At 53.9% G+C, this 25,912-nt stretch carries 26 protein-coding genes; 18 read left to right on the forward strand and 8 right to left on the reverse strand.

The window, feature by feature from the left end; all coding sequences use genetic code 11:
- Window positions 1-104 precede the first annotated feature (104 nt).
- From IPM31_14705 to IPM31_14720, 4 genes are all read left to right on the forward strand, one after another.
- Window positions 105-1,673 (forward strand): tetratricopeptide repeat protein, encoded by a 1,569-nt coding sequence (locus IPM31_14705; protein ID MBK9008231.1) that lies wholly within the window; start codon window positions 105-107, stop codon window positions 1,671-1,673.
- 59 nt (window positions 1,674-1,732) lie between these two features.
- Window positions 1,733-2,263: a hypothetical protein gene (locus IPM31_14710; GenBank protein ID MBK9008232.1), complete on the forward strand. Its 531-nt coding sequence runs from the start codon at window positions 1,733-1,735 to the stop codon at window positions 2,261-2,263.
- Window positions 2,264-2,653: 390 nt separating this feature from the next.
- A complete protein-coding gene (locus IPM31_14715; protein ID MBK9008233.1) occupies window positions 2,654-4,726 on the forward strand; it encodes a S9 family peptidase in 2,073 nt (690 codons plus the stop codon).
- A gap of 32 nt (window positions 4,727-4,758) precedes the next feature.
- A complete protein-coding gene (locus tag IPM31_14720) occupies window positions 4,759-5,016 on the forward strand; it encodes a hypothetical protein (GenBank protein ID MBK9008234.1) in 258 nt (85 codons plus the stop codon).
- Between the two features lie 201 nt (window positions 5,017-5,217).
- Here the strand turns inward: IPM31_14720 and IPM31_14725 are convergent, their stop codons facing one another.
- From IPM31_14725 to murA, 4 genes are all read right to left on the reverse strand, one after another.
- A complete protein-coding gene (locus IPM31_14725; GenBank protein ID MBK9008235.1) occupies window positions 5,218-6,540 on the reverse strand; it encodes a citrate (Si)-synthase in 1,323 nt (440 codons plus the stop codon).
- 52 nt (window positions 6,541-6,592) lie between these two features.
- Window positions 6,593-7,528 carry a malate dehydrogenase gene (gene mdh, locus IPM31_14730; protein ID MBK9008236.1) on the reverse strand — a complete coding sequence of 312 codons (936 nt, stop codon included), beginning with the start codon at window positions 7,526-7,528 and terminating at the stop codon, window positions 6,593-6,595.
- A gap of 126 nt (window positions 7,529-7,654) precedes the next feature.
- Window positions 7,655-8,611, reverse strand: a complete 957-nt coding sequence (trxB, locus tag IPM31_14735; protein ID MBK9008237.1) for a thioredoxin-disulfide reductase — start codon at window positions 8,609-8,611, stop codon at window positions 7,655-7,657.
- 421 nt (window positions 8,612-9,032) lie between these two features.
- Window positions 9,033-10,313, reverse strand: coding sequence for a UDP-N-acetylglucosamine 1-carboxyvinyltransferase (gene murA, locus IPM31_14740; GenBank protein MBK9008238.1), 1,281 nt, complete (start codon window positions 10,311-10,313; stop codon window positions 9,033-9,035).
- A 146-nt stretch (window positions 10,314-10,459) separates the two neighbouring features.
- On the opposite strand from murA, the gene IPM31_14745 reads away from it, so the two are divergent.
- From IPM31_14745 to IPM31_14770, 6 genes are all read left to right on the forward strand, one after another.
- Window positions 10,460-11,254 carry a prepilin peptidase gene (locus IPM31_14745; protein MBK9008239.1) on the forward strand — a complete coding sequence of 265 codons (795 nt, stop codon included), beginning with the start codon at window positions 10,460-10,462 and terminating at the stop codon, window positions 11,252-11,254.
- Window positions 11,255-11,451: 197 nt separating this feature from the next.
- Window positions 11,452-12,111, forward strand: a complete 660-nt coding sequence (locus IPM31_14750; protein MBK9008240.1) for a pilus assembly protein — start codon at window positions 11,452-11,454, stop codon at window positions 12,109-12,111.
- A gap of 38 nt (window positions 12,112-12,149) precedes the next feature.
- The gene (locus IPM31_14755; protein MBK9008241.1) at window positions 12,150-13,673 is read left to right on the forward strand and encodes a hypothetical protein; all 1,524 of its coding nucleotides are present in this window, start codon (window positions 12,150-12,152) and stop codon (window positions 13,671-13,673) included.
- Between the two features lie 64 nt (window positions 13,674-13,737).
- Complete coding sequence (locus IPM31_14760; protein ID MBK9008242.1) at window positions 13,738-15,477, forward strand: pilus assembly protein; 1,740 nt, start codon at window positions 13,738-13,740, stop codon at window positions 15,475-15,477.
- A gap of 544 nt (window positions 15,478-16,021) precedes the next feature.
- Window positions 16,022-17,863, forward strand: coding sequence for a glutamine--fructose-6-phosphate transaminase (isomerizing) (gene glmS, locus IPM31_14765; GenBank protein ID MBK9008243.1), 1,842 nt, complete (start codon window positions 16,022-16,024; stop codon window positions 17,861-17,863).
- A 113-nt stretch (window positions 17,864-17,976) separates the two neighbouring features.
- Window positions 17,977-18,408 (forward strand): cytidine/deoxycytidylate deaminase family protein, encoded by a 432-nt coding sequence (locus IPM31_14770; protein ID MBK9008244.1) that lies wholly within the window; start codon window positions 17,977-17,979, stop codon window positions 18,406-18,408.
- A 37-nt stretch (window positions 18,409-18,445) separates the two neighbouring features.
- Here the strand turns inward: IPM31_14770 and IPM31_14775 are convergent, their stop codons facing one another.
- From IPM31_14775 to IPM31_14785, 3 genes are all read right to left on the reverse strand, one after another.
- Entirely contained in the window at window positions 18,446-18,643 is a 198-nt protein-coding gene (locus IPM31_14775; protein ID MBK9008245.1) for a PspC domain-containing protein, read from the reverse strand.
- A 106-nt stretch (window positions 18,644-18,749) separates the two neighbouring features.
- Window positions 18,750-18,989 carry a hypothetical protein gene (locus tag IPM31_14780; GenBank protein MBK9008246.1) on the reverse strand — a complete coding sequence of 80 codons (240 nt, stop codon included), beginning with the start codon at window positions 18,987-18,989 and terminating at the stop codon, window positions 18,750-18,752.
- Between the two features lie 119 nt (window positions 18,990-19,108).
- On the reverse strand, window positions 19,109-19,348 hold the full coding sequence (locus tag IPM31_14785) for a DUF433 domain-containing protein (protein ID MBK9008247.1): 240 nt from the start codon (window positions 19,346-19,348) through the stop codon (window positions 19,109-19,111).
- A gap of 189 nt (window positions 19,349-19,537) precedes the next feature.
- Between IPM31_14785 and IPM31_14790 the strand changes: the two genes are divergently transcribed.
- From IPM31_14790 to IPM31_14810, 5 genes are all read left to right on the forward strand, one after another.
- The gene (locus IPM31_14790; GenBank protein ID MBK9008248.1) at window positions 19,538-20,953 is read left to right on the forward strand and encodes an FAD-dependent oxidoreductase; all 1,416 of its coding nucleotides are present in this window, start codon (window positions 19,538-19,540) and stop codon (window positions 20,951-20,953) included.
- A 129-nt stretch (window positions 20,954-21,082) separates the two neighbouring features.
- On the forward strand, window positions 21,083-21,427 hold the full coding sequence (locus tag IPM31_14795; GenBank protein MBK9008249.1) for a transposase: 345 nt from the start codon (window positions 21,083-21,085) through the stop codon (window positions 21,425-21,427).
- Window positions 21,424-21,714, forward strand: coding sequence for a hypothetical protein (locus IPM31_14800; protein ID MBK9008250.1), 291 nt, complete (start codon window positions 21,424-21,426; stop codon window positions 21,712-21,714). The genes IPM31_14795 and IPM31_14800 overlap by 4 nt, the downstream gene beginning before the upstream one ends.
- Before the next feature lie 90 nt (window positions 21,715-21,804).
- Complete coding sequence (locus IPM31_14805; protein MBK9008251.1) at window positions 21,805-22,509, forward strand: transposase; 705 nt, start codon at window positions 21,805-21,807, stop codon at window positions 22,507-22,509.
- A gap of 22 nt (window positions 22,510-22,531) precedes the next feature.
- Window positions 22,532-22,645 carry a transposase gene (locus IPM31_14810; GenBank protein MBK9008252.1) on the forward strand — a complete coding sequence of 38 codons (114 nt, stop codon included), beginning with the start codon at window positions 22,532-22,534 and terminating at the stop codon, window positions 22,643-22,645.
- 83 nt (window positions 22,646-22,728) lie between these two features.
- Here IPM31_14810 and IPM31_14815 read toward each other — a convergent pair whose 3' ends face one another.
- The gene (locus IPM31_14815; GenBank protein MBK9008253.1) at window positions 22,729-23,313 is read right to left on the reverse strand and encodes an ArsR family transcriptional regulator; all 585 of its coding nucleotides are present in this window, start codon (window positions 23,311-23,313) and stop codon (window positions 22,729-22,731) included.
- Window positions 23,314-23,428: 115 nt separating this feature from the next.
- On the opposite strand from IPM31_14815, the gene IPM31_14820 reads away from it, so the two are divergent.
- From IPM31_14820 to nuoB, 3 genes are read left to right on the forward strand one after another with little or no spacing between them, the layout of a single operon-like run.
- Complete coding sequence (locus IPM31_14820) at window positions 23,429-24,901, forward strand: aldehyde dehydrogenase family protein (GenBank protein ID MBK9008254.1); 1,473 nt, start codon at window positions 23,429-23,431, stop codon at window positions 24,899-24,901.
- Window positions 24,902-24,935: 34 nt separating this feature from the next.
- Window positions 24,936-25,154, forward strand: coding sequence for a Fe-S cluster assembly protein IscX (iscX, locus tag IPM31_14825; protein ID MBK9008255.1), 219 nt, complete (start codon window positions 24,936-24,938; stop codon window positions 25,152-25,154).
- The gene (gene nuoB / locus IPM31_14830; protein MBK9008256.1) at window positions 25,144-25,773 is read left to right on the forward strand and encodes an NADH-quinone oxidoreductase subunit NuoB; all 630 of its coding nucleotides are present in this window, start codon (window positions 25,144-25,146) and stop codon (window positions 25,771-25,773) included. Before iscX ends, nuoB begins: the two co-directional genes overlap by 11 nt.
- Window positions 25,774-25,912: the final 139 nt, after the last annotated feature.

A 25,912-nucleotide genomic window follows, 5' to 3' on the forward strand; every position in this document is an offset into this window, starting at 1 on the left:
GAATTTTAATCGCTTCCGTTCATATCAAATTTTGGAAAATAGTTGTAAATTCGTTTGAAAAGTTGTACAGTAGGGTATCGTCATCAGGGAACTGAGCGCGACTCATGAGTAATTCAGAGACCCAGCCTTTCCAAAAATCTCTTCTCCAGATCCTCAAGGATACGGGTATTTACGTCCCTGTCGTAATCGCCTTTATCACCTGGGTTTTCGGTCTTGCCCCAGCGCCATATACCACCACAACCGCCACGCTTGCGATCCTAATCGCAGCCACGCTCCTCGCGGGGATTCGCCTGCCCCAAATAACCCGCCGAAAAGACGACGCGCCCGCAGGCGGCATTCTCGTCGTTGGAGAGCCGCGCAAAACCATCCCGTTTTGGAGTCGCGCGGTTGACCCTCTCCGGACTCACAGCATTCACTCATACATCCATCCGCTCTTTCGCAGGCGTGTAGAAATCTTGTTGATTGTGGGGCTTCTGGTTTTTTCGATCATAAACGCCATCCGAACTTTCAGGGACATGCAGGATGAATTTCTTGGGTTGCAAGATTGCTTCGGCTCGCGCAAAGAGGGCTCTTTATTTGTGGTCATTGCCGAATTTTCCCAATCGGATACTCTGCCGAAGATCGAGATCGTGGAAAATTTACACGACCATCTCATCAGCAACCTCGATGAAAAGAGGTTCAGGGTCTGTCGTTCAAGCGTCAACAATCCGATCAAACTGCGCGTGGACGCGTTGGAACTTGCCGACAAGACCAAAGCGGATATGATCATTTGGGGCAGTCGCAATATCGCATATAAGGTTCATATTGAATTACCCAACTGGGATCGCGCCAACAGCGAGGTCTCCAATCTTCCCGCCGACGAGACCGGCGATTTCAATTTCATTGAATTGGAAACGCGGCATCTCGGCTACCTGACGGAATTTACCCTCAGCGAGATCCTTTTCGAAGCGGGCGAGGTGGAAGAGGCGCAACAACGGATCGAAGAAGCGCTTGCCCGCGCCGAGATGGAAAATCTGGGCGTATCCATACCGAACGATCTCGCAGAGGGCTATTTTTTGAAAGGACTTATGTTTGATCTCGGCACAGTCTTGGGCTCTGGGCAGAACCCCAGCCCGAATTTAGAAAAGTCAATTCAGGCTTATTCCCGTTCCGTCGATTTGAACAAAGAACACTACGCCGCGCGTCTCAATCTAGGCAATCTGCATCAGGAGAATGGGGAGACGGACAAGGCGTTCGAGGATTTCACTCAGTTAATTCTAGATCCAAATTCGCCTTTCATTGCCATCGCTTACATCAACCGCTCTGCCCTGCAACCCACACGCGAGGCGACAGAAAGCGACCTGACTGCCGCGATCGAACTCTCACCGGCAGAAGGCTACTTTTTTCGCGCCATCGCTCGCAGGGAATGGGGCGATGTTGCGGGCGCGCTTGCCGACTTTGCCAGCGCAATTGCTGAAGAGCCTGATAATCCCATTCCTTATCATGTGTTGGGAATGTTTCAACTCGAGGAAGGCATGTATGAAGATGCCCGGCACACCTACGAAACGCTCGCGCTGTATCTAGACGATGAGTTTCGAGAAACTGTCATAGATGAACTTAATGAACTTGGCGAGTCTCAGCCTGAAACCAAAGCCACAGTAGCTGAAATCATCAAGGAGGCGCTGAAAAAATAAAACCTCATACTCACGACTCTATTGTACGGCTTCAACCAGATCGATGAAAGGAAAAAACCATGGATGGGCAATTCCAAAAAACAACCCCTCCCGTGCCGATCGATCAACATTACCGGGTCTTCCAAGAGGCGGAAGAAAGCATTAAAGGTCAATTGGCTGAGGGAGATCACTATCTTCTACTTTGCGGATTGGAAGTCGGTTATGCGCCGGAGAGCGATGCCGGCGACTCGCCGACCTTCCCGTACGCCATGAGGTTTGGGTACCTCGAATCGCTTGATTGCGCGATGGACAACGAAAGCGAAGAAATCAGCGAAAGCGATTGGGAAGAGCAAACTCGCGGGTCGCTCTCAGCACACCCGCTCCCGATCGAGTACCTCGATAAGTTATATGAACAGGCTAAGGCTTCGCTTGAATCCACCACGGGCGCGCAGCTGGTCGTAGGGTTAAAAATCGTCCTATACGGAAGCCCTTTGATGGGATATAGCATTGGGTGTTTGTGCGGCAGGAGAGGTCAACGGCGAAGAAAGTACTGCTACTACGACAAACGCAAACATAAGAATAAGTGCTACTGCACTCGAAAACTGTGCTAACCGAATCCAGAAAAAACCGCAGGCTGATGCCTGCGGTTTTTTTCGCAGTCAGAACGATGGAAAGAAGCCACGTAATTCGCCCGCTCTTCGGCTACAATTACCACACCGCCAGTAAGGCAACCTTCAGTTGCCCCACTTTTCCCGCGCAAAGCGCCGAACTTAACCGAAAGAATACAGAACACAGGTGGCTGACGTTTTCTGGAAGCGCCGAACAAAGCATTTTTAGCCACACCGTTCGTGCCGCGAGACGGCAGAGTGCGCAGAGAACCTTGAGATTTTTTCTCAACGAACTCTGCGTTGTCTGTGGCAAAGAAGAGTCATACTTTCTCGATTCGGCGCCCCCCGTTTTCTAACGCCAACTACTTTCCACATCCTACCCAAGAGAAACTCATGCCATCCTTCCCCATTGCCCCCAAACGAGACCACCTCATCACCCAGCACGGAAAAACCCGTAACGACGAGTACTATTGGCTCCGTGAAAAAGAGAACCCGGAAGTCCTGGAGTATTTACGCGCCGAAAACGATTACCTCGATGAAGTTCTGGGACACACCAAACCTTTGCAAGAAACGCTCTTCGCCGAAATGAGGGGAAGACTCAAAGAAGCCGATTCAAGCGTCCCTGAGAAGCGAGGCGGGTACTTCTATTATCAGCGCATGGAGGAGGGCAAGTCCTATCCCATCTATTGTCGCAAGAAAGGCTCGCTTGAAAGTCCCGAAGAAATTTTGCTCGACCACAACGCGCTGGCGGAGGGTCACGACTTCTCCAGCGTCGGCGCGGTGGAGGTTAGCCCCGATGGCAACACGCTCGCGTACACGCTGGACTACGAAGGGAACGAAGCGTACACGATCCACATCCGCGATCTGATAACCGGGAAGAAGTTCGATGAAACGATCCCCAACACGTCGGGCAGTGTGTACGAACTCGGCGGCGTGGAATGGGGCAACGACAGCGAAACGATCTATTACATCACCCTCGATGCGGCTCTGCGCCCCGATACGCTGTATCGCCATAAGATCGGAACCGACCCATCGCGCGACGAACTGCTTTTTCACGAAGCCGATCAGTCGTATTTTTTGTGGATGCATAAAACGCGCGACGACAAATACATCATGACGTATCACCACAGCACCAACACGCGCGAGATGCGCTTCCTCTCAGCAGACGATTCTCAAAGCGAACTTCGCGTCGTGCAGGAACGCATCAGCGGGCTTGAGTATTACGCCGCGCACCACAACGGGAAATTCCTGGTCGTGAACAACGACGGCGCGAAGAATTTCAAACTGAGCATAGCGCCTGTGGAGCGCCCAGGGAAAGAGAACTGGGTGGACGTTATCTCCCATCGTGAGGACGTATTGCTGGAGGGCGTGTCGGCATTCCAACATCACATCGTGTTGCGCGAACGCACAGGCGGGCTGAGGCAGATCCGCATTTGTAACCCAAGCGACATGAACGACTCCCGTCTGGTGCAATTCCCCGAACCCACGTATTCCGTCGAACTTGAGAACAATCCCGAATTCGACTCTCACCTGCTTCGCATCACTTACTCCTCCTTCATCACGCCAGCCATGATCGTCGATGTCGACATGAACACCGGCGCATGGGATGTAAAAAAAGTGGCTGAAATTCCCAGCGGCTACAACAAAGAAGATTACGTTTCCGAACGCATCCACGCCACCGCGCCAGACGGCGCGCGCGTGCCTATTTCCATTGCGTATAAAAAGGGACTGGCGCGGGATGGGCAGAATCCAACCCTCCTGCATGGATACGGCGCGTACGGCGCCATCATCGATGCGGAGTTTGCGCCCAGCCGCTTCTCTCTTCTGGACCGTGGGTTTGTGTTCGCCATTGGACACATTCGCGGCGGGCTGGATATGGGCCGCGCCTGGTACGAAGGCGGACGCGTTTTTCACAAGAAAAACTCTTTTACCGATTTCATCGCCTGCGCGGAACATCTGATTAAAGAGGGCTACACCTCGAAGGAAAAACTTGGCATCATGGGCGTGTCTGCGGGCGGATTGCTCGTCACCGCCAGCCTGACCATGCGCCCGGACTTGTTCAAAGCCGTGGTTGCCAAAGTGGCTTTCACAGATGTGGTCACGTCGATGAGCGATCCGACCATCCCATTGACCACGCTCGAATGGAACGAATGGGGCAACCCCGAAATTCAAGATGAGTTCGAGTGCATGATCTCCTATTCGCCGTACGATAACGTTCACAAGACCGCCTACCCGAACATTTTACTCACCACCGGTTTGAATGACCCGCGGGTGGCGTATTGGGAGCCTGCCAAGTTCGCCGCCCGCCTGCGCGCCAACAAAACCGACGACAACCTGCTCGCGCTCAAAACCAATTACAGCGCGGGGCACGCCGGCTCCAGCGGACGATACGACCACCTGAAAGAGATCGCGCTCGAGTACGCCTTCCTGATCGACCAGCTTGCCGCCGAGCGAACAAGCGTATAATCTAGAAATTCAGCAACAGAACGGAGAAATTCATGGACCGCTATCTTGTCGAATCACATCACGAAGCGCGCGACTGCGACGCCATCATCAAAGAGATCAACGCCGCGGGATATTTGCATTATTTCGAATGGGGGTGCCACGACGGTGTCCATGCCGGTTGGGCGATCATCGAAACCGATAACCGCGAACATGCCCGGCAGATCGTCCCCTGGCAGATCCGCGATAAGGCGCGCGTGGTCAAGTTGGAAACGTTCGGCTCCGCAAAGCCGCACACGAAGAAGGAAATTTAAAACAAGTCGCCACGAAATTTTTTGCAAAATCCGCCTAATTCGCGCCTTTCGCGTTACAAATAAACTCGAACGGGATGGCTTGATTCATTTGGACAAGCGCAAAACTTTGTCATTACTTTTTGAAAAGCAACGTAAACGTTGCCTCACCAAGTCATACGCAAACAAAAAGCGACGCTGTTGGAGCGTCGCTTTTGATTTGCGTTACGACGGGCGCGACGCTGGTTGTTGCGCCGCAAGTTCCTCGAGCATTTTGGTCGTCAGCGATTTGGGTCTCTCGATGGGTTGCCCCAGCGCGCGCGCCCACACGTAGTTAGACGTCACGCCCAACGCGCGGCCAACGCCGAACAGAACGGTATAAATCTCGAATTCCCGCACGCCATAGTAATATTGCAACGTGCCGGAGATCGCGTCTACATTTGGCGCGGGGCTTTTAGCCTTCCCCTGCTCTTTCAAAACGGCAGGGACCACGTCCAGCACCATCTCTGCCAGTTTGAGCAAATCAAAGTCCGGGAAGCGCGTTTCGGCAAACTCCAACTGGGCGGTAAAACGCGGATCGATCACGCGCAACACGCCGTGACCATACCCCGGTATGACGTGACCCGCATTGAGCGTATCCCATGCAAATTTATAGAGATCGTCGCGAGTGGGCACCCCCCCGAACTTCTTGCGCACCTCCAACAGCCAGCCCAGGCTCTCTTGGTTCGCCAACCCATGCAATGGACCCGCCAACGCATTCAAGCACGCGGAGAAAGAAAGATACGCGTCCGAAAGAGTAGAGCCAGCCAGATGCATGGCGTGAGCCGAGGCGTTCCCCGATTCATGGTCGGAATGAATGATGAAGTACATGCGCATCAATTCCGCGTAGCCTTTTTTGTCGCCCACTTTCATCATACGCGCAAAGTTCGCGCCATAATCCAGTTTCGGGTTATACCGCGGGATCTTCGTTTCGTTGAAATATTTCAGCCGATAGATGAACGCCGCAACCAACGGCAGGCGCGCCGTCAGGTCGAGCGAATCTTCGAGGGCGGCATTCCAATATTGATCTTTTTTCATCTCGTGATATTTTTTCGCGAACACCGACTCGTTTTGCATGGCAAGCACAGCCTGCGAAAGGAGCGTCATCGGATGGGCGTCTTTGGGCATGGCGCGCAGTACTTTGTACACATGCGCGGGCACATGAGCGCGTTTTGCCCATTCGGCTTCCACTTCAAGAGCCTGCTCTTTTGTGGGAACTTCACCCACCATGAGCAAGTAATACAACCCGCCAACAAGCGGAATCTTATTCCCGCGTCCCTTGGGCAATACCTTCAACGCTTCTTTGACGGTCAACCCCCGCAGGCGTATTCCCTCGGCCGGGTCAACCGAAGAAATATCCGTGTACAGTCCCTTAATATCGCGCATCCCGCCCAGGATCTCGCCAATGGTCACCGTATCGACCACAACTTCCGCATGTTCCTTCGCCAGCGCGCGGATACGCTCGCGCCACGACGGCAATTGCGTTTCGATCTTATCGTAAATAATCATGTTTCCTCCAAAAGGTGCGGGGACGAAGAGCCGGCGTGTCCCCGTTCAAAATTTATAGAGATACTAAGTTCTTCAACGCGTCGTGCGTTTCGCGCACTGCCGCGGCAGACTTCTCGAGCATAACTTTCTCATCAGCATCCAGCGCGTATTCCACAATGCGAACCATGCCGCCGCGCCCCAATTGCACGGGCGCGCCGAAATACATATCGTTCAATCCATACTCGCCGTTCATATACGCCGCGCAGGGGACAATGAGATTCTTGTCTTTGAGAATCGCCTCCGCCATTTGAGCGCACGCCGCGGCAGGCGCGTAGTACGCGGAACCGGTTTTCAAGAGGTTGATCACTTCCATGCCGCCCTTGCGCGTGCGCTCAACGATCGAAGCCAGCCGTTCGGCGGGAATATAATCTCGAAGCGGAATGCCCGCCACGTTCGAGTGGCGCGTCAGCGGAACCATCTCGTCGCCGTGACCGCCCATCACATAGCAATTGATATTCTCCACGCTCACCCCGGTCTCCAAGGCGACGAACGCGCGCATCCGCGCCGAGTCGAGCACGCCCGCTTGACCGATCACACGTTCGCGCGGTAAGCCGGTCTTCTTCATCGCCAGATACGCCATCGTATCGAGCGGATTGGTTAAGATTATGAATATTGCGTTCGGCGAATATCGCAGCGTTTCAGTGGCGGCGTTTCCCACAATTTCCGCATTGGTCTTCAACAAATCGTCGCGACTCATGCCGGGTTTGCGGGCAATGCCGGCTGTAATGATGATAATATCCGAATCTTTCGTTGCCCCATAATCGTTCGTCCCCACAACAGAAACATCCTTGCCGATGATCGGTAACGCTTCGAGCAGGTCCAACCCCTTGCCTTGCGGCATCCCCTCCACAACATCCACCAGCACAACGTCGGCAAACTCGCGTTCCGCCAGCCAGTGCGCGGTAGTCGAGCCTGTCATCCCCGCGCCGATGATGGAAACTTTATTCATTTGGTTCCTCCAGAATTTTTATAGAAATGAATTTTATCCGAAATTTTCGGATTATTACATGTCATTTACGCGCAAACACCGCATGACAAAAAACAGGACTTCCAACCTTCGGAAGTCCCGTTCGCTTCATTCCACAATTACGCTTGATTCCTCCGCCTCAAGGAATCGCGTCGCCTGAATAGCCGCCGCCGCTCCCATCCCTGCGGAGGTGACCACCTGCCTGAAATGCGGGTCCGCCGCCTCCCCTGCGGCAAACACGCCCGGCACGCTCGTCTCCATTTTGTCGTTGACCCTGATGTACCCGAGATCGCTCATCTCCAGTTGACCTTTGAACATCTCGGTGTTCGGCGTGTGACCGATGAAGATGAACAAGCCATCGGCTTTGTAGATCGTTTCCTCGCCGGTCATCACGTTTTTGAGCTTCAACGATTCCATCTTCTCCGCGCCAACCACCTCGGTGACGATCGTATTCAAAATAAAATCCACCTTGGGGTGTTCCTTCGCCCGTTTCTGCAAAATCGAACTGGCGCGAAACTCCTCGCGGCGGTGAATGATCGTCACCGACGAAGCATAGCGCGTGATAAATAAGCCTTCTTCCAACGCGCTATCGCCGCCGCCCACGATCACCACTTTCTTGTCTTTAAAGAACCAGCCATCGCACGTGGCGCAATACGAAACGCCGCGACCGGTCAATTCCACTTCGCCAGGAACGTTGAGATGGTTCGGGCTGGCGCCTGTGCCGACGATCAACACATCAGCCAGATAATTCCCGCTATCCGCTTCCACTTTGAACGGGCGCCGGGATAAATCAACCGAATTTGCCGAAGCAAACTCAGTCACCGCGCCGAAATGTTCCGCCTGCTTCTGGAACAATTCACCCAACTGCGCTCCGCCAACTCCATCCGGGAAGCCGGGGTAATTTTCGATGGTGTACGTCAGCGCGGCTTGCCCGCCCAACTGCAAGCCGGTCAACACCACCGGCTCTAGCTCCGCCCGCGCGGCATATAACGCGGCAGAATACCCAGCGGGACCCGAGCCCAAAACCAATACTTTTACGTGTTTTTCGTTTTCGTTTAAAGACATGTGCTAACTATATTCCTCACTTGAGATAGTTCGTCGCTATTCAGACGGCTTGGTTTCAAGATATGTTACCAGCCCGAATTGTAACAGCGTAAGAGAAATGTTTGAGTTTCAATTTGGTTAGGGAGTGGCGAAACAAGTATGTAAAAACCATCTTTACCACAGAGAACACTGAGTCCGCAGAGAAAAAATCTCAACTTAATCGGACAATACACCTAATTAATACTGATGTTACGCAGACTTGCTCAACGGCGGTCTGTGACCGTCGTTTTACCCTATGCCTTATCTCTTTCTGGTAATCCGCAGGATCACAGACTCTGCGGGAGCAGGAATGTGCGTAACGTCAGTTAATAATCTCCGTGACTCAAAACGGAGTGGATTAAACTCTTAATCTGCAACATCTTGCGAGTGATACGCCGACCGTTCAATCTTCCATCCGCTCGATCCTCGCGCCAAGCGCGCGAAGTTTGACATCCACATTTTCGTAGCCGCGTTCGATCTGGCTGATGTTGCGGATCGTGGACTGTCCCTTCGCGGCAAGCGCGGCGAGAAGTATCGCCATGCCCGCGCGGATGTCTGGGCTTTCAAGATTTTCACCGTACAGTTGATTCGGTCCCTGGATGAGACAACGATACGGGTCGCATAAAATGATCTTCGCGCCCATGCCAACCAGCTTGTCGGTGAAATACATGCGTCCGGAGAACATCCAATCATGGAACATGATCGAGCCGGTTGCCTGAGTCGCTACTGTGATGGCGATGCTGATCAAATCGGTGGGAAAGGCGGGCCACACGTTGGTTTTGATTTCGGGAATCGCGCCATCCAGATCGGGAGCGATCGCCAACTCTTGACTCTCCGGCACGATCAGATCATCCCCATCTACCTGCCAGCGGACACCCATACGCTCAAAGACATGGGCGATCATTTTGAGGTTTTCAACGCCGGCATTTTTTACACGGATACTACCCTTCGTCACCGCCGCCGCGCCCACGAAACTCAGCACCTCAAGATAATCGGGTCCAATGGTAAATTCGCCGCCATGAAGATTTTTTACGCCGTTGATGTGAAGCGTGTTCGAGCCGATCTCTTCGATGTTTGCGCCGAGCGCGTTGAGAAAGGAACACAACTCCTGCACGTGCGGCTCAGATGCGGCATTGTGAATGACCGTTTTCCCTTTCGCCGTGACCGCCGCCATGATGGCATTCTCGGTGGCGGTCACGCTGGCTTCATCCATCAAGATACTCGCCCCGCGCAACCCATCGGCTTGAAAGGTAAAGCCGCGATCATATTTCACATCCACGCCGAGGGCGCGGAGCGAAAGAATGTGCGTATCGAGCCTGCGCCGCCCGATCACATCTCCGCCCGGCGGGGGGAGTTTCAAAGCGCCGACTCGCGCGGCTATGGGGCCCGCAACCAAAATGGAGGCGCGGATGCGGCGGCAGAGATCGGCGTCGAGCGAATCGGGGCGAATATCCCGCGCTCTGATCCGCCAGGTTTTTTCATCCAACTCATCCACCTGCGCGCCGAGGCTTTCGATCAACTGCTTCATGATCAGCACGTCTTGTATGCGGGGAATGTTCCGCAGGATCACCGGCTCATCGGTCAAAATACAGGCGGCAAGCAAAGGCAATGCGGCGTTCTTGTTTCCCGACGGCGTGACCTCGCCGCGTAACGGAACGCCGCCTTCGATCAAAAATTTTTCCATTGTATCTCCTGAATATTTCGCAAAGATTGTAAGTCAGATTATCGGCTTCGACAAGAAGTCCTCGCGCCGCCAACCAGACATTACAGTTGACTTACACAACAAAATCGTATCTTTTTTGAATTTATCCATCGACTATAATTTGCGTTATGAATGTCGTTTTGTTGATTCCGGTTGCGTTGGGCTGGCTTGGCGGGTTGCTCGTTAATTACTTGTCGGATACCCTGCCGCGCACAAGACGCCTTAGCCCACCGGTATGCCGCAACTGCGAATCGCATATTTTATGGTTTGATTATGTAACCCTGCGCCGATGCCGAAACTGCGGGATCGTTCGCAGTCTGCGGACGTGGCTGACGCAGTGTATCCTCATCGCTTCTTTCCTCTACGTGTGGCTGAATCCGCCCAAGTCGCTTGGTCTGCCCCTCGGCTTGATCGTGCTCTTGTATTTCGCGGTCATCACGGTCATCGACCTTGAGCATCGGTTGATCTTGTTTCCAACCAGCGTGTTTGGCGCGTTGTTGGGGTTATTTAGCGGCACATTTCTTTATTACAACGGGTTTCAAAAACCTTTGCTTTCGGCGATCGGCATTTCTTTACTGGGAGGCTTGATCGGGTTCGCTGTGATGTTCCTGCTGTATCAAGCAGGCACGCTCGTCGCGCGGTATCGCGCAAAGAAAATGGCAGCTGATGGACTGATAGACGATGAAGAAGAGGCGCTTGGCGGCGGGGACGTGTATCTGGCCGGCGTGCTCGGGCTGATGCTCGGATCGCGCTTCATCCTGTACGGCTTGGTCGTTGGAATCTTGATCGGCGGCGTGGTCAGTTTGGCGCTCGTGCTGGCGCTTCTGGCGCAAAGACGATATGCAAACAACTCGCTGATGACCTTCATCCCCTACGGTCCTTATCTTATCGCCGGAGCGGTCTACATGTTATTTCGCCCGTAGTACGAATGTCGCATTGGACTATACAACCCCGGAATTATACTTACTGGAATTCGCCCCCGGTTCGCTGAACCCGCCCTTTCTGGCGCGCTTTTCTAACAAAGATGTAATCGTTACAGGAGCGTAAGTTCTTCTTTAAGCCCTAGCATGGGTAGTATAATGTTTTCGTGGTCTATCGTTTAAAGAAACGCGCAGGACAAATGAAAAATCACATTCGAAACTTGTTAAAGAGAATCTCCCAGCGTGAACTCGCCGTATTGCCGCGCAAATCCAGGGCGCAAAGCCTGACAGAATTTGCGATCGCGTTGCCGGTCTTGTTCATTCTTTTATCCGGTGTGGTTGAATATGGTTTCGCGTTGAACTATTATCTTTCCCTGCTCGACGCCACGAGAGAATCCGCACGTTACTACAGCAAACTCGATCCTTTTCTCTATGATACCGACAGGAACGTCGTTGGAGACAACCCTCTCTTTTACGGAGGCGCGGCCGGTATGGCATTAAACAACCTCGATCCAACTTTGGATCCCGCGTTTGCAGATGATCCGTACGTGGGAAGAATCATTCCGCTGAATCCGGTAACAGATGAGGTCATCGTCACTGTATACTCGAAGTCGAATAGCGGCGTCGTGAGTTACCCAACTGCCGGGTCGTTCCGCCTCTTTGCGAGCGATACCGAATCATTGTTCACCAGCGAAGAGGTTCAAGGATTGTTCGAGAGCGGCACGCCCGACGCCGGGTTACTCATTGTGGAAGTCCATTACACCTACAACGCGGTCATGAATCTGCCCTGGACTGCGGCGTTGTTTCCCATGAAATTAAGGGCATATACCATCATGCCCCTCCCCGCCGCTGATCCATAATCGATCAAGGCGCCACTTAACCAAGAGATTTGATAACTATGAAACGATTTAAAAAATGGTTCCGAAACACAGAACGCGGACAGGCGATCTTGATCATCGCGTTCGCCATGGTGGGGCTGGTCGCATTTGTCGGTCTCATGACCGATGGCGGCGTTTTATTGATCGAGTACGGCAAATTGAAACGAGGGATCGACGCCGCCGCCGTTGCCGCATCCCAGCAGTTTCGCCGAGGATTTAACGGCGAGGATTTAGCCGCCGCGGCAAGAAACTTTCTTGTGCTCAACGAATCCGACGCCACCGAAATCCTCATCTATCGCTGTAAAGAAGGCGAGGAAAGCGTCGTGGATGGCACGCTTCACGATGTTGAACTTTGCACAACCCCGCGCCGTAAATTGGTGCGCGTGGAAGCCAAGCGCATGGTTAATTTTGGCTTTCTACGAATTTTGGGGATAACCCAAAGGGAGATTTCAGCCACTTCCGTTGGTGAAGCCGGCTCGATCGACCTTGTGCTGGTGATCGACACCTCCGCCTCCATGGCATACGACACCTATACGGGTCCTAATGCCAGACCGGACTTGAATACGACTGACGGTCCAACTAACGATGTGGGCAACCCGGTAGATGACGAAGACCCGGCCGTTTGCAACATTTCAGTTGACACCCCCTGTCAGCCGCTTGAGGATGTGAAAAATGTGGCGCAGGATTTTCTGCAGACCATGTACTTTCCGTATGATCGCGTTGCTGTTGTGGCATTTACAGGACAGGAGTTAGACGGCACCGCAACCCGTCAACACGTTACGGTGCTTCCCCTTTCCGATACCGAGAATGATGTAAGAGATGCAATCGAAAGTTTGAAAGTGTTTAGACCCCCCGACTGCGTGAAGGATGGCGCTTCACCCGATCCTGATTCTCCGACTGAAGGACTCTGCAGGAATCTTAATGATTCAGGGGTTTTTATACCATTTGATTGCGCCCGCTTACGTCATTCTGATTTTAAAGACCTATCCTCATGCAATTCAAGTAATATCGGCGGCGCCCTGACAAGGGCGTGGTCAGTATTTACCGTCGGCGACGTCCGCCCCGAAGCGGTTTGGGTGACAATTTTGCTCGCAGGCGGTCCAGCAAACGCCACCGATACGCCTCAGGCTGATCAAGCGAAGCCGAAACCTCCACTGGGCTGGACCCCGGAGCCTTCTTTTCATCCGTTTGGGTTCTGCCCATCGATCTCCCCTCCCTGCCGCGATGGCGACGCTTCTAATCGAAACGCCAAGGGATCTGCCGATTATGATGCGGATGATTTCGCCAGAGATAGCGCGGACGCTGTGGCAGACCCAACTAACGGAGGCGGTATCACCATTTACACAATCGGACTTGGCAATCTGATTAAAAACTCTCCAGTGGGCGACCCAGATGAAGCGGAGAAATTATTGGAATATATCGCTGAGGATGCCGGCGGAAGTTCTGCAAGTCATGGCTTGTATTTTTATGCGCCAAACAGCGACGATCTTGCCGCAATCTTCGAAAAGATCGCCAATGACATCTTTACCAAGATCGCCAAGTAGAAGAATTTCTTAATGTAGCGACAAGGATGTTCGCGTGAACAATGATAAAATAACGGGTATTCGTATGAACAACTATCGACCGAAAACCAACCGATCTGCCCCCAAGCCGAAGGCGCAAGCGGTGATCGAGTTTGCGCTGGTCCTGCCGATCTTATTGCTTGTACTGATCGGGATCATGGAAACCTCGCGCCTGCTCTTCGCCTGGCTGATCATCGAAAACTCCACCCGTTTTGGAATTCGTTACGCCACCGCCGGGACGTATGAACCCATCTACTGTCAGGGATACGATGGCGGAATCTGCGACTCGGATACGGAAACCGACGCCGCTCGCCTTCCCTCGATCAAGGACGAAACCACGCGCATCGTGATCGGTTATCTTCTCAGAAACGCCCGTTTTGAAACGGTCGCGAATACCGAGGATTTGTTTTTCAACGTGACGGTCTGCGGCTCCAAAGAAGAAGGGTATGACTTCACGCCTCCAGTCATGAGCGAACCGATCTACGCCAACTGCGAAGAAATCAGTAATCCTGGTATAACAAAAGAGTTTGCGGGGTCTCCAGGCTATCGTGTGTACGTGGCGGCAGACTACAACTTCCGATTCATCGTCATGCCGGCCTTTGGCGTCGAACCATCCATGATCCATCTTGCATCGTACCGCATGGGGTACGTGGAATCCTTCCGCGCTGTGCGCGCTATCAACACCCCACTCGGATGGGAAGTGACTTCGATTCCCCCCACGCCGACGAATACCCCTACCATCACCAATACTCCTTTGCCGACGGATACCCCCACCGTTACTAGCACACCTACATCGACCGTCACTTCCACTTCAACCAATACGCCGACGATCACGCCTACGATCACCCAAACAAGAACGCCAACCTATACGCCGACGCCGAGTTGTAATTTGTTCACCGCCGGCAATTTCAGCCAATCGACCACAAGCGGCGGATACCCGCGCGTAAATATAAACCTCATCAATAGCAGCACATCCAAAGCCGCGATTCAAAGCCTGACGTTCGTCTGGACCGCCTACGACGCCGCGAACCCGGGACAGACCCTGGACCGCTGGTCCTTTAATAACACGACCATTGACAATACAGACGATGGTGCCTCGCCAACAAATTGGACAAACCCCGGTGGGCTAGGCTCGCTCGTTGATCTTCCCGCCAGCACAAGCCGACAATTACGGTTTACCTATTTGAACCTCGACGGCGCCTGGCCCGGAATCGTGCCTGCCAATTCCTTTGGATTGATCGTGAACCTCGACAACGGTTGTACGATCACGGTGACGTCTCAGGCAACCCCCACGGTCACGGCTACTCGCACTGCCACTGGCACGGCGACCATCACGCGCACGCCAACCATCACGCGCACGCCAACCATCACACGCACGCCAACCATCACACGCACGCCGACGCGCACGCCAACCATCACACCGACACCAACCATTACGCGCACGCCGACGATTACAAACACGCCGACCATCACCTTCACACCGACCATCACATCGACGCGCACGCCGACACGGACGCGCACGCCTACGGCTACCGTCACGCGCACGCCCACTGTGACCCTCACAGTGCCGTCGCCGACGCGCACACATACGAGAACCGTCACACCGACAGTCCCGTCACCGACACAGACGCGCACGCCCACACCGACAGCCACTGTCCCGACGCCGACACGGACACCTACATCTACCGTCACGCGCACACGGACTCCGACACCTACGCACACGGTTCCTCCGCAATCACCGACGCCTACCGTCACGCCGACGCCTACTGTATGCTTCGACTGCTAGTGAAGCGCTAAAGATAAAGTAAAAACAAACCCGCCGATTGATTTTCGATCGGCGGGTTTGTTTTGCGATATAATGCCGCCACTTATAGAAAGGAGGCTCGCACACCAATTCAATCGGGAAAGTCAGCGCATGAACTTTAGTTTGTTAGTTTGTTAGTCGAATAGTCTGATCATTGTTGCCTTAGGCAGTGGTATGACTGTAAGAGTACGCGGTTGAAAGACTATCAAAACTAAAGTTGACGAGGATAAGGGTTCTCCATCGCGAGGTGGAGTTAATCTCGTCGCTGGTTGAGTAGTTCCGCGTGCAATTCGCGGAACGTATCGAAACCACTGACGAGAGAAAATCGAAAGTTCGGCGGAAGCCCTTCGGGTGAGCCATCGCCCGTTATTCTTTCCCTCCGAAAATACAAATCCGTAAAGAACACTGCATGAGTGATCAGGCAGGCAGAGACGCGGGTAATGGCACAATCACAAGACTGGAGACCAGAGACTGACCAAGTCTCTACTCTCTAATTCTCTAGTCTCTTAATTTCGGAGGACTCCCCATGTGTGGAATCGTCGGATACATCGGCGCGCGTGATGCGACGCCGATCATCCTCAACGGCTTGAAACGGCTCGAATACCGCGGATATGATTCGGCTGGAGTCGCTGTCATCAGCGGCGACCAGCTCGAAGTCCGAAAAGACGCGGGCAAGTTATCCCAACTAATTGATCTTGTCGAGAAATCTCCCATCGCAGGCGCGCCAGGGATCGGTCACACGCGCTGGGCGACTCACGGCGCGCCGAACGCGCGGAATGCGCATCCGCATCTCGGGCAGACGAAGCGCGTCGTGGTCGTGCAGAACGGCATCGTCGAAAATTTTCTCGAACTCAAAGATGAACTGACCGCCGAGGGCGTGGAATTTCAATCGGAGACCGACACCGAGACCATCGTGCATCTCGTGGAGCATTACCTTGCGACGGGGATCGGACTGGTGGAAGCGGCGCGCAAAACGTTCAACCAGATCCGCGGCGCGAACGTGGTGGTGCTGATCTCTGCCGATGAACCCGATAAGATCGTGACGGCGCGGATCGGCAACGCGGGCGGCGTGGTGATCGGCATGGGCGAAGGCGAAAATTTTGTCGCCAGCGATACGCCCGCGATCATGGATCACACGCGCAGTGTCATCTTTTTGGAATCGCGGCAAATGGCGGTGGTAACGCGAGACACGGTGACCATCGAAACGCTCGACGGCGCAAAAGTAAAACCACAAGTGCATAATGTTTCGTGGGACCCTGTCGCGGCGGAGAAGGGCGAATATCGCCACTTCATGCAAAAGGAAATCCACGAGCAGGTGCGCGCGTTGACCGACACACTCGCGGGTCGCGTGGACTTTGCCAATGGGAAAATCCGTTTGCCCGATCTCAAGTTGACCGAAGAACTCGCGAAAAAAATCGAGAAGATATACATCACCGCGTGCGGCACTGCCGCGTATGCGGGGATGGTTGGAAAATATTTGATCGAGAAGATCGCGCGCGTGCCTGTGGAAGTGGTCATCGCTTCGGAATTTCGCTACAGCGACCCGATCTTGAACGACAAGACCGTTGTGCTTGCCATCTCGCAATCGGGCGAAACGGCGGACACTCTCGCCGCGATGGAAGAGGGACGACGCAAAGGCGCGGTGATCTGGAGTATCGTCAACGCCATCGGTTCGCAAGCCATGCGCGTCTCGGATGGCTTCATCTCAATGCAAACGGGACCTGAGATCGGCGTTGCTTCGACCAAAGCCTTCACCGCCCCGCTCGTGGACCAGTACATGCTGGCGATCCTGCTCGCCGATTTGCGCGGCACGATCAACGAAAAGCAACGCAAAGAACTCGTCGCGGATCTGCGACTCGTTCCCGATCTCGTTAGCCGCGCGCTTGACCGCGAAAGTGAAGTAGAAAAGGTTGCTCAAACGCTGAAAGACATCCGCGATTGCTTGTATCTCGGTCGCGGCATCAACATGCCCATCGCGTACGAGGGCGCGTTGAAGTTGAAGGAGATTTCATACATCCACGCGGAGGGCTATCCCGCGGGCGAAATGAAACACGGACCCATCGCGTTGATTGACGAACACATGCCCGTCGTATGCCTCGCGCCGAAAGACCCCTGGCATGAGAAGATGATCTCGCAGATCCAGCAGGCAAAAGCGCGCGGCGGGATGGTCATTGCGATCGCCACTGACGGCGATGAATTGATCCACGGCATGGCGGATCATATCCTGTGGGTACCGGACTCGCCGTGGATGCTCTCCCCCATCGTGACGGTGATTCCGCTACAATTGCTCGCGTACCACATCGCCGCCCTGCGCGGACTGGATGTAGACCAGCCGAGAAATCTGGCGAAGAGCGTGACCGTGGAATAAAATGGGGACGCTGATTCACGCTGACAACGCAGATTCTTTTTCTTTTGAATCAGCGAAATCTGCGTTTTTCAGCGTCCAAATTGGCTTTGTAGTTTATTTGCGGAGAATCAAACATGCGCCCCGACTGGGACTCGTACTTCATGAAGATCGCCTTCGCCGTGTCAGAACGAAGCACCTGTGACCGCGCCTTCGTCGGCTGTGTGCTTGTGACCGACAAGCGCATCCTCACCACAGGCTTCAACGGCTCGCCCAAGGGACAGGGTCACTGCGACGAGATCGGTCACCTCATGGTGGACGGGCATTGCGTCCGCACGATCCACGCGGAGACGAATGCCATCATCCAAGCCGCGTTGCACGGAGTCTCCACCAAGGGCGCGACGTGTTACGTCACCCACCTTCCGTGCATCAACTGCACGAAGGCGCTCATCAACGCGGGTATTGCGCGAATCGTGTATAGCGTATCCTATCGAACCGACGAAAACGCCGTGAACTTCCTGAACGCGGCGAAGATTGAAGTGGTGCAAAAAGAATTCAACATGGTATAAAAAGTGACTGTCACCTTTCAGGTGACAGTCACTTCGTTTACTCGCCCGGGATCATCAACCACAACAGCAAGTAGATCAAAACCCCAGGCACGCCGCCAGGGATGAAGGCGATCAGCATCCCCAGTCGGAACCAGAACGAACTGATCCCGAAGAAGTCCGCCAACCCGCCGCACACTCCCGCCAACATTCGGTTGCTCCGCGAACGCCGCAGGGCTCTCTTTTGATTTGCGATCATTTTTGCTCCTTTTCACCTTTTCTACGCAAGTCAAATTCAAAAGTAGCAATCCGAATATCCCTGAGTTGCAATACAACTTTTGGCTTGATGACCCATTGGGAGAGTTTTATTCTCTATGGCTAAATCGAATCTGACCAGGCTGAACAACCACAAACGCATTAACCAATTCGTCACCATGCCGTTCCACCAATTGCAAGACTGACTGCCCAAGTTTGGAACGAACATTGTTGGGATAACGAATAAGAATCACCCCCGCAGAAACAGCATGGCTGGCGAACACCAGCCAGCCAAAATCCTTGTCTTCGGTCAACAGAATCCGATTCTCGCGATACGACTGCTCGATCAATTCGCGGTCATCGGAGCGTTACATGTATTCACCGACTGCTAGAACATCATACCCCTTGGAACGCAAAGCGCGGACAACGGCAAAGTCACAACTTTCATCCGCGAGAAATCGCAGATCGCTCATACCGCGGTCGCGAGAATAATCGTTTCGTGCGCCAATGCGCTGGCGGCATAGATTAACGCCGCTTGAATATCAAGTTTTGTCAAGCGCGGATAAGCGTCCAGCAGATCGGTTTCGGTCGCGCCTTCGCTCAATTTACGGAGAAGCAACTCGACAGGGATTCGCGTCCCTTTGATAACGGGCTTTCCCAACATCACCGCAGGGTTGACTTCGATCCTCGCAAGAAATTCTTCAGGCATAGGTTCGCTCCTTTCAATAAACACGGCGATTATACCAAGAAGAAATTCCTATTTTCCACCCATCTTCCTGCTTATGGTTTGATTGTAGCGAATCCCAGAAACCCACTTTCCACTTTCTTCTTTCCAGTCAGGTTATAATCAAAAGTAGCAAGCCAAACTACCCCTGAGGTATAAAACAACCATGAGAGCATGATCTACTCCTCCACCCCCAGTTCCAAAGCAAAGCAAGCCGTTGCCGACGTTTCGCACACCCCCTTCTGGCTCGACGACCCAGCCAAACCCAACCCCGAACCGCCATTAACTCAAAATATTTCCACTGACCTGCTCATCATCGGCGCAGGTTATACCGGCTTATGGACCGCCCTGCTCGCCAAAGAGGAAGACCCGAATCGCGACATCCTCATCCTCGAAGCGGGCGAATCCGCCATCGGCGCCAGCGGGCGCAACGGCGGATTCATGGACGCGTCCATCACGCATGGATTCGTCAACGGGCAGGCGCAATGGTCGCGCGAGATCAAAACGCTCCACGCGCTCGGTCTCAACAACCTCGCGGAGATCGAAACGACGCTCGCGCGCCTCAACATCGACTGCGATTACCAGCGCACCGGCGAGATTGACCTCGCCACCGAGCCTTATCTTCTCGAAACATTTCGTGAAATCATCGAACTCGCAAAGCAATACGACATCCATTTCGAGTTTCTCGACCGCGACCAAATCCAGCGCGTCGTCAAATCGCCCATCTTCCTCGGCGGGATCAAACGATTCGATTCGTCCATCGTCAACCCCGCGCACCTCGCATGGGGACTTCGACAAGCCTGCTTGAATCTCGGCGTGCGGTTATATGAACACTCGCCCGTCACACAATTGATCGAAGAAAAAAACAAAGTCATCGCGCGCACATCCCACGCGAAAATTACGGCGAACAAAGTCGCGCTCGCTACCAACGCCTTTCCCCCGCTCATCAAAGAGATCAAGCGTTACGTTGTCCCCGTCTACGATTACGCGCTGATGACCGAACCGCTCACCGCCTCGCAACGCGACTCCATCGGCTGGCGCGGGCGCGAGGGACTCAGCGACGGCAACAATCAATTCCATTATTTCCGCACAACGATTGATGGTCGAATCCTCTGGGGCGGATTCGACGCCGTCTATCATTGGAATAACGGATTCGGGAGTCGCCTCGAAAACCGACCCGCTTCGTTCGCCCTTCTGGCTGACCACTTCTTTCAAGCCTTTCCCTCCCTTGAAGGGACTCGCTTCACCCACGCCTGGGGCGGAGCGATCGACACCTGCTCGCGCTTCAGTCCGTTTTGGGGGACGACGCATCACGGCAAGACCGCTTACGCGATGGGCTACACCGGACTCGGCGTTGGCGCGACTCGCTTCGGGGCGCAAGTGATGCTCGACATTCTCGGCAACAAGAAAACCGAACGAACCGAACTGGAGATGGTCCGCACCAAACCGATTCCCTTTCCGCCCGAACCGTTGCGTTCCATCGGCATCAACCTCTCGCGCTGGTCGCTGGCGCAGGCAGATAAGAATCAAGGCAAAGAAAATCTCTGGCTCAAAGCCATGGACTTGTTCGGTCTTGGGTTTGATAGTTGATAGAATCCGTTCAGTCCGCAGTTGAACTGCGGAGGCATCAACGTTGTCCCCTTGGAAAAAACCTGGGGCTGTCTAAAAAGGGGAGGACAGCCCCTCCTCAGTTGGGGAAAAGTTTAATACAATAGGGAGATGAACAACCGAAACCTCACCTTCAAGCCGTACGCAATGGAGCAGTTGAGTCTGCTGCCGCCGAGTTTGGAAGAATTGATCCCTGAAAAACATCTGGTACGGGTGGTCAATCGCGTCGTGGATGAGCTGGACATCGAGCCGCTTTTAGCAAAATACAAAGGGGGCGGGACGAGCAGTTATCATCCGCGCATGATGTTGAAGGTGATTGTGTATGCCTACACCCAGAAGATCTATTCGTCGCGGAAGATCGAAAAAGCGCTGTGGGAGAATATTGGCTTCATGTGGATCAGCGGGGGCACCGGCCGGACTTTCACACGATCAACAACTTTCGGAGCGACACGTTGAAGGAAGCGGTGCGGAAAGTGTTCGCTTCGATGATGGAGCTTCTGGTGGAAGAGGGCTACGTGAAGATGGAGAATTACTTTGTGGATGGGAGCAAGCTGGGCGCCAACTCCAACCCGCACAAAGTGGTGTGGGCGAAGAAGACGCAGAAATACAAGGAGAAACTACAACAGCAAATTCAGGCGTTGCTGGATGAAATCGAGCAGGTGAACGAACGCGAGAATGCAGTATACGGGGAGGAAAACCTGGGAGAACTGGGCGAGCAAAGCGAGTTGACGGCCAGAAGGTGAAGCGGAAAGCGGCGGAGATCAACGCCCAGTTGAAGGGAAAAGCCGCTGACGCGGAACAGAAAAAGGCAATGAAGAAATTGGAGCAGGAGGATGTGCCGCGTTTGGGAAGTACGAAGAGCAAGAACGCATTCTGGCGGGACGCAACAGCTATTCAGAAACCGACCCGCAGGCCAGCAGTCTGCGCATGAAGGAAGGCCGGGCGGCGCGCAAGCCGCTGGCGCGCCAGCTTATAACGTGCAAATAGGAACCGAAGGACAGTTTGTGGTGGGCTATAGCCTCCACCAACAAGCCGACGATACCAGTTGCTTCATTCCCCATATGCAACAACAGCAGTTTCCGCAGGGCAAACAATTCAAAAACGTGTCTGGCGACGCAGGCTACGGCAGCGAAGAAAACTATGCCTATTTGGAAAAGCACGGCATGGGGAACTACCTCAAATACAACACCTTCCACCAGGAGCAACACCCGCCGCGCAAACCCGAACTGCTTGAGAAGATGCGCTTCAAGTCAACCTGCTTTCCCTACGATCAGGACAAGGATCAGTTCGTGTGTCCCGCCCACCATCGCATGGTCTATATCGAAACCAAACCCTACCAATCCAAAAACGGCTTCTTATCTGAACGGCGGGTTTATGAATGTTTGGAGTGTGCCGCCTGCCCTCTCAAACCCAAATGCACCAAAGCCAAAGGCAATCGCCAAATGCAAGTCGGATTTGAACTCCGCCGCTATCGTCAGCAAGCCAAAGACAACCTGCTTTCCGAGCAGGGTATGGCCTGCGTAAATTACAAGCATTGAACCCGAAACGGTCTTCGGGGACGTGAAACAGAACATGGGCTTCCGAAGGTTCATGCTCCGAGGGTTGAAAAAAGTGGATGTGGAGTGGGGTCTGGTGTGCATGGCGCACAATTTACGAAAACTGGCGATCCAATGACCGCCAGTTTTTTTGTCTCTTGCTCCGTTTACGCCGTTTTCTCAACTTGTTCTTCCCCTTTTTAGACAACCCCAGGTTGATCGTTATCTTCTCATCGCGAACACACAACTCGAACTTCCCTCCCTGATCGTTGTCAACGGCTCCGCCGAGGCGCCCATCATTTTTTCCAACAGGAGCGCGTCCATCTTGCACAATTCAGGATGCCTTGCGACAATCGCCGCATACGGGCAGTGACCAAGGATCGCGCGCGGACCATCCGAGCCCGCCTCCCAACGCGCGTGATAATTCATTTGATTCAACTTCTCAACGACAAGATTCAATCGCCGAGCAATGGGTTGACTCGCGAAATCTGATTCGCCAGCCAGGCGCTTCGCCAGCGCTTCGATTCCGACGGTTCTGCCTGTCTCCGCCAATAGAGCCTCGCTCAACGCGGACAAATTATCGCCCAGCGCCGCCAGCGGGATCGAATACACCTTCTCCGGTCTGCCGCGGGCGGCGCGGAGGCGTACCGAAGCCGACTCAAGCCGCCCGTCCGAAAGAAGGATGCGTAAGTGATGTCGCACCGTCGCGGCAGACATCTTCAATCCGCGTGAAATCTCTCGCGCAGACGAAGTCCGGTATTTCGTCATGTAAGCCAATATTTTGCGTCGGACGGTTGTCACAGGCATTGTGTGATTATACTCACCTTCTTATTTATGGAAAAATATCTTTACATAAATTTGTTGACGAACTTCATTCAAGCGTTATAATCGCCGTGAAATCAAATCTCAATATTTAGGTTCGATCATGGAATTTCAAAACTATATCAACGGCAAGTGGGTCGAGGGGAAAAGCGCGTTTCAAACAATCAACCCGGCGAACGAAGAGGTTGTAGCGAAGATCGCGCAAGCCGAAATCTCCGATGTGGACGCGGCGGTGAGCGCGGCGAAGAACGCGTTCAATGCGTGGCGGCTTACCCCCGCCCCACTGCGCGGAGAACTGCTCTTCAAAGTCGGCGACATCCTCAAACAGAAAAAAGAAGAACTCTCGCAATTGCTCACGCGCGATATGGGCAAAGTGATTGCCGAAGCGCGCGGCGATGTGCAAGAAGCGATTGACATGGCGTACTTCATGGGCGGCGAGGGACGCCGCTTGCTCGGCTACACCGCGCCCGTAGAAATGATGAACAAATTCGGCATGGCAGTCCGCGACCCTTCTGGAGTTGTTGGTTTGATAACTCCTTGGAATTTTCCTATCGCTGTGCCATCATGGAAAATTTTCCCCGCGTTGGTTGCGGGCAACACCATCATTTGGAAACCTTCGCCCGAGACTCCCGCTGTCTCTGCCGCGTTCGTAAAGGTATTCGAAGAAGCAGGGATCCCCGCTGGCGTGTTCAACCTGCTCATGGCATCAGGCGCGGACGTGGCGAAGGCGCTCGTGGATCATCCCGACGTGCGTGTGCTTTCGTTCACTGGCTCGACGACGACAGGTCGCTCCATCGCGGAGGCGGCGGGCAAACTCAATAAAAAGTTATCGCTCGAAATGGGCGGCAAGAACGCCATCATCGTGATGGACGACGCGAATCTCGATCTGGTTGTGGATGCCAGTCTCTGGGCGGCGTTCGGCACAACGGGTCAGCGTTGCACAGCCGCAAGCCGCTTGATCGTCCAAAAGGGAATCGCGGGCAAACTCAAAGAAGCGCTGACCGAACGCACAAAGAAACTCAAACTCGGCGATGGACTCGACTCAAAAGTGGACGTCGGTCCCGTCATCAACAAAGTCGCGCTCGAACGAATTCACAGCATGGTGCAAGCGGGCGCGAAAGAAGCGCGGGTGCTGGTCGGCGCGTCGGTGGCGGACGTGGGCGGCAAAGGATTTTTCTACAATCCAACGTTGTTCGACGGAGTCAAACCAGGCTCCATGCTCGAAGCAGAAGAAATTTTCGGTCCCGTGCTTTCCATCATCGAAGTGGACTCGCTCGAAGAGGCAATCGAAGTCAACAACCGTTCCAAATACGGTTTGTCCACTTCGATCTTCACGCAGGATGTCAACCGCGCCTTTACTGCCATGCGCGATATTTTCACGGGCTTGGTCTACATCAATCACGGCACCACAGGCGCGGAGATCCAATTCCCGTTCGGCGGCGTGCGCGGCACGGGCAACGGTCACCGCGAGGCGGGACAAGCCGCGCTCGAAGTCTTCACCGAGTGGAAATCCATTTACGTGGATTATTCGGGAAAATTGCAGAGAGCGCAGATCGATAATAGAGAGGAGTAGAGAATTGACGCAATTCTCTAATTCTCCAATTCTCATGAACGATACCGTCCTCAATTGGGAATCAACCTTCGCAATCGCCCTCACGCTGAAGCGCAAGTATCCCGATGTGAACATCGAAGACGTGACATTGAAACAAATCCACGATTGGACGCTCGCCCTGCCTGAGTTCGACGACGATCCCGCGCTAGCCAACGACGAAATTTTGTACGCCATCTATCAAGACTGGTTCGAGGAGCATCTGCATGGACAATGAACCGTTAAGCCTGCCTCAATACGAAATTCCAGAAGACCTGCAACACGCCATCGCGGTGACCACGCTCGACCGACTCTACAACTGGGGTCGCCGCTCGTCGGTGTGGCCCCTCATGTTCGGTCTCGCATGTTGCGCCATCGAAATGATCGCCGCGCAGACCGCGCGCTACGATATGGCGCGTTTCGGGATGGAGGTTATGCGTCCCACGCCGCGCCAAGCCGACATGTTGCTCGTTTCGGGAACCGTCACAAAGAAAATGGTGCCCGCCATCATCCGCCTCTACAACCAAATGCCCGAACCCAAATACGTGGTGGCGATGGGCGCGTGCGCGTCCGGCGGCGGGCCCTTCAAAGAGGGATACAACGTCGTCGCGGGTATCGATAAATTTCTGCCCGTCGACGTCTACATCCCCGGCTGTCCCCCCACTCCGCAAGCGTTGATCGCCGGGCTGATCAAACTGCAGGAAAAAATCGACAAGCAGTCCATTAAGCAAGTCTCGTGGTACCGACGTAAAACAAAAGACCCCAATTACGTGCCGGTCCCGATCCTCGGTCCCGACCTGATCGACCCGCGCCGCAACGCGGAAATAAAATCCGCCGCGGCTGTGAAGGAGGGATGAGATGAGCCTGCTCTTCATGCCATACGCAGTACCAAGCGCGGAAACACGCACACAAGTAGACCGGTACGCAGGAAGACGCGCCCCACGCCTCACGACGCATAGGAGGACTCAATGACCGCCCCCGCCTCCACCTCGACGG

It is taken from the genome of Candidatus Defluviilinea gracilis, assembly GCA_016716235.1.
GTDB classification, from domain to species: Bacteria; Chloroflexota; Anaerolineae; order Anaerolineales; family Villigracilaceae; genus Defluviilinea; species Defluviilinea gracilis.

What these genes read in the sequence shown, in the direction of transcription:
- IPM31_14705 (MBK9008231.1), top strand. Translation starts at nt 105, where the DNA reads ATGAGTAATTCAGAGACCCAGCCTTTCCAAAAATCTCTTCTCCAGATC.
- IPM31_14710 (MBK9008232.1), top strand. Translation starts at nt 1,733, where the DNA reads ATGGATGGGCAATTCCAAAAAACAACCCCTCCCGTGCCGATCGATCAA.
- IPM31_14715 (MBK9008233.1), top strand. Translation starts at nt 2,654, where the DNA reads ATGCCATCCTTCCCCATTGCCCCCAAACGAGACCACCTCATCACCCAG.
- IPM31_14720 (MBK9008234.1), top strand. Translation starts at nt 4,759, where the DNA reads ATGGACCGCTATCTTGTCGAATCACATCACGAAGCGCGCGACTGCGAC.
- IPM31_14725 (MBK9008235.1), bottom strand. Translation starts at nt 6,540, where the DNA reads ATGATTATTTACGATAAGATCGAAACGCAATTGCCGTCGTGGCGCGAG.
- mdh (MBK9008236.1), bottom strand. Translation starts at nt 7,528, where the DNA reads ATGAATAAAGTTTCCATCATCGGCGCGGGGATGACAGGCTCGACTACC.
- trxB (MBK9008237.1), bottom strand. Translation starts at nt 8,611, where the DNA reads ATGTCTTTAAACGAAAACGAAAAACACGTAAAAGTATTGGTTTTGGGC.
- murA (MBK9008238.1), bottom strand. Translation starts at nt 10,313, where the DNA reads ATGGAAAAATTTTTGATCGAAGGCGGCGTTCCGTTACGCGGCGAGGTC.
- IPM31_14745 (MBK9008239.1), top strand. Translation starts at nt 10,460, where the DNA reads ATGAATGTCGTTTTGTTGATTCCGGTTGCGTTGGGCTGGCTTGGCGGG.
- IPM31_14750 (MBK9008240.1), top strand. Translation starts at nt 11,452, where the DNA reads ATGAAAAATCACATTCGAAACTTGTTAAAGAGAATCTCCCAGCGTGAA.
- IPM31_14755 (MBK9008241.1), top strand. Translation starts at nt 12,150, where the DNA reads ATGAAACGATTTAAAAAATGGTTCCGAAACACAGAACGCGGACAGGCG.
- IPM31_14760 (MBK9008242.1), top strand. Translation starts at nt 13,738, where the DNA reads ATGAACAACTATCGACCGAAAACCAACCGATCTGCCCCCAAGCCGAAG.
- glmS (MBK9008243.1), top strand. Translation starts at nt 16,022, where the DNA reads ATGTGTGGAATCGTCGGATACATCGGCGCGCGTGATGCGACGCCGATC.
- IPM31_14770 (MBK9008244.1), top strand. Translation starts at nt 17,977, where the DNA reads ATGCGCCCCGACTGGGACTCGTACTTCATGAAGATCGCCTTCGCCGTG.
- IPM31_14775 (MBK9008245.1), bottom strand. Translation starts at nt 18,643, where the DNA reads ATGATCGCAAATCAAAAGAGAGCCCTGCGGCGTTCGCGGAGCAACCGA.
- IPM31_14785 (MBK9008247.1), bottom strand. Translation starts at nt 19,348, where the DNA reads ATGCCTGAAGAATTTCTTGCGAGGATCGAAGTCAACCCTGCGGTGATG.
- IPM31_14790 (MBK9008248.1), top strand. Translation starts at nt 19,538, where the DNA reads ATGATCTACTCCTCCACCCCCAGTTCCAAAGCAAAGCAAGCCGTTGCC.
- IPM31_14795 (MBK9008249.1), top strand. Translation starts at nt 21,083, where the DNA reads ATGAACAACCGAAACCTCACCTTCAAGCCGTACGCAATGGAGCAGTTG.
- IPM31_14805 (MBK9008251.1), top strand. Translation starts at nt 21,805, where the DNA reads ATGTGCCGCGTTTGGGAAGTACGAAGAGCAAGAACGCATTCTGGCGGG.
- IPM31_14815 (MBK9008253.1), bottom strand. Translation starts at nt 23,313, where the DNA reads ATGCCTGTGACAACCGTCCGACGCAAAATATTGGCTTACATGACGAAA.
- iscX (MBK9008255.1), top strand. Translation starts at nt 24,936, where the DNA reads ATGAACGATACCGTCCTCAATTGGGAATCAACCTTCGCAATCGCCCTC.
- nuoB (MBK9008256.1), top strand. Translation starts at nt 25,144, where the DNA reads ATGGACAATGAACCGTTAAGCCTGCCTCAATACGAAATTCCAGAAGAC.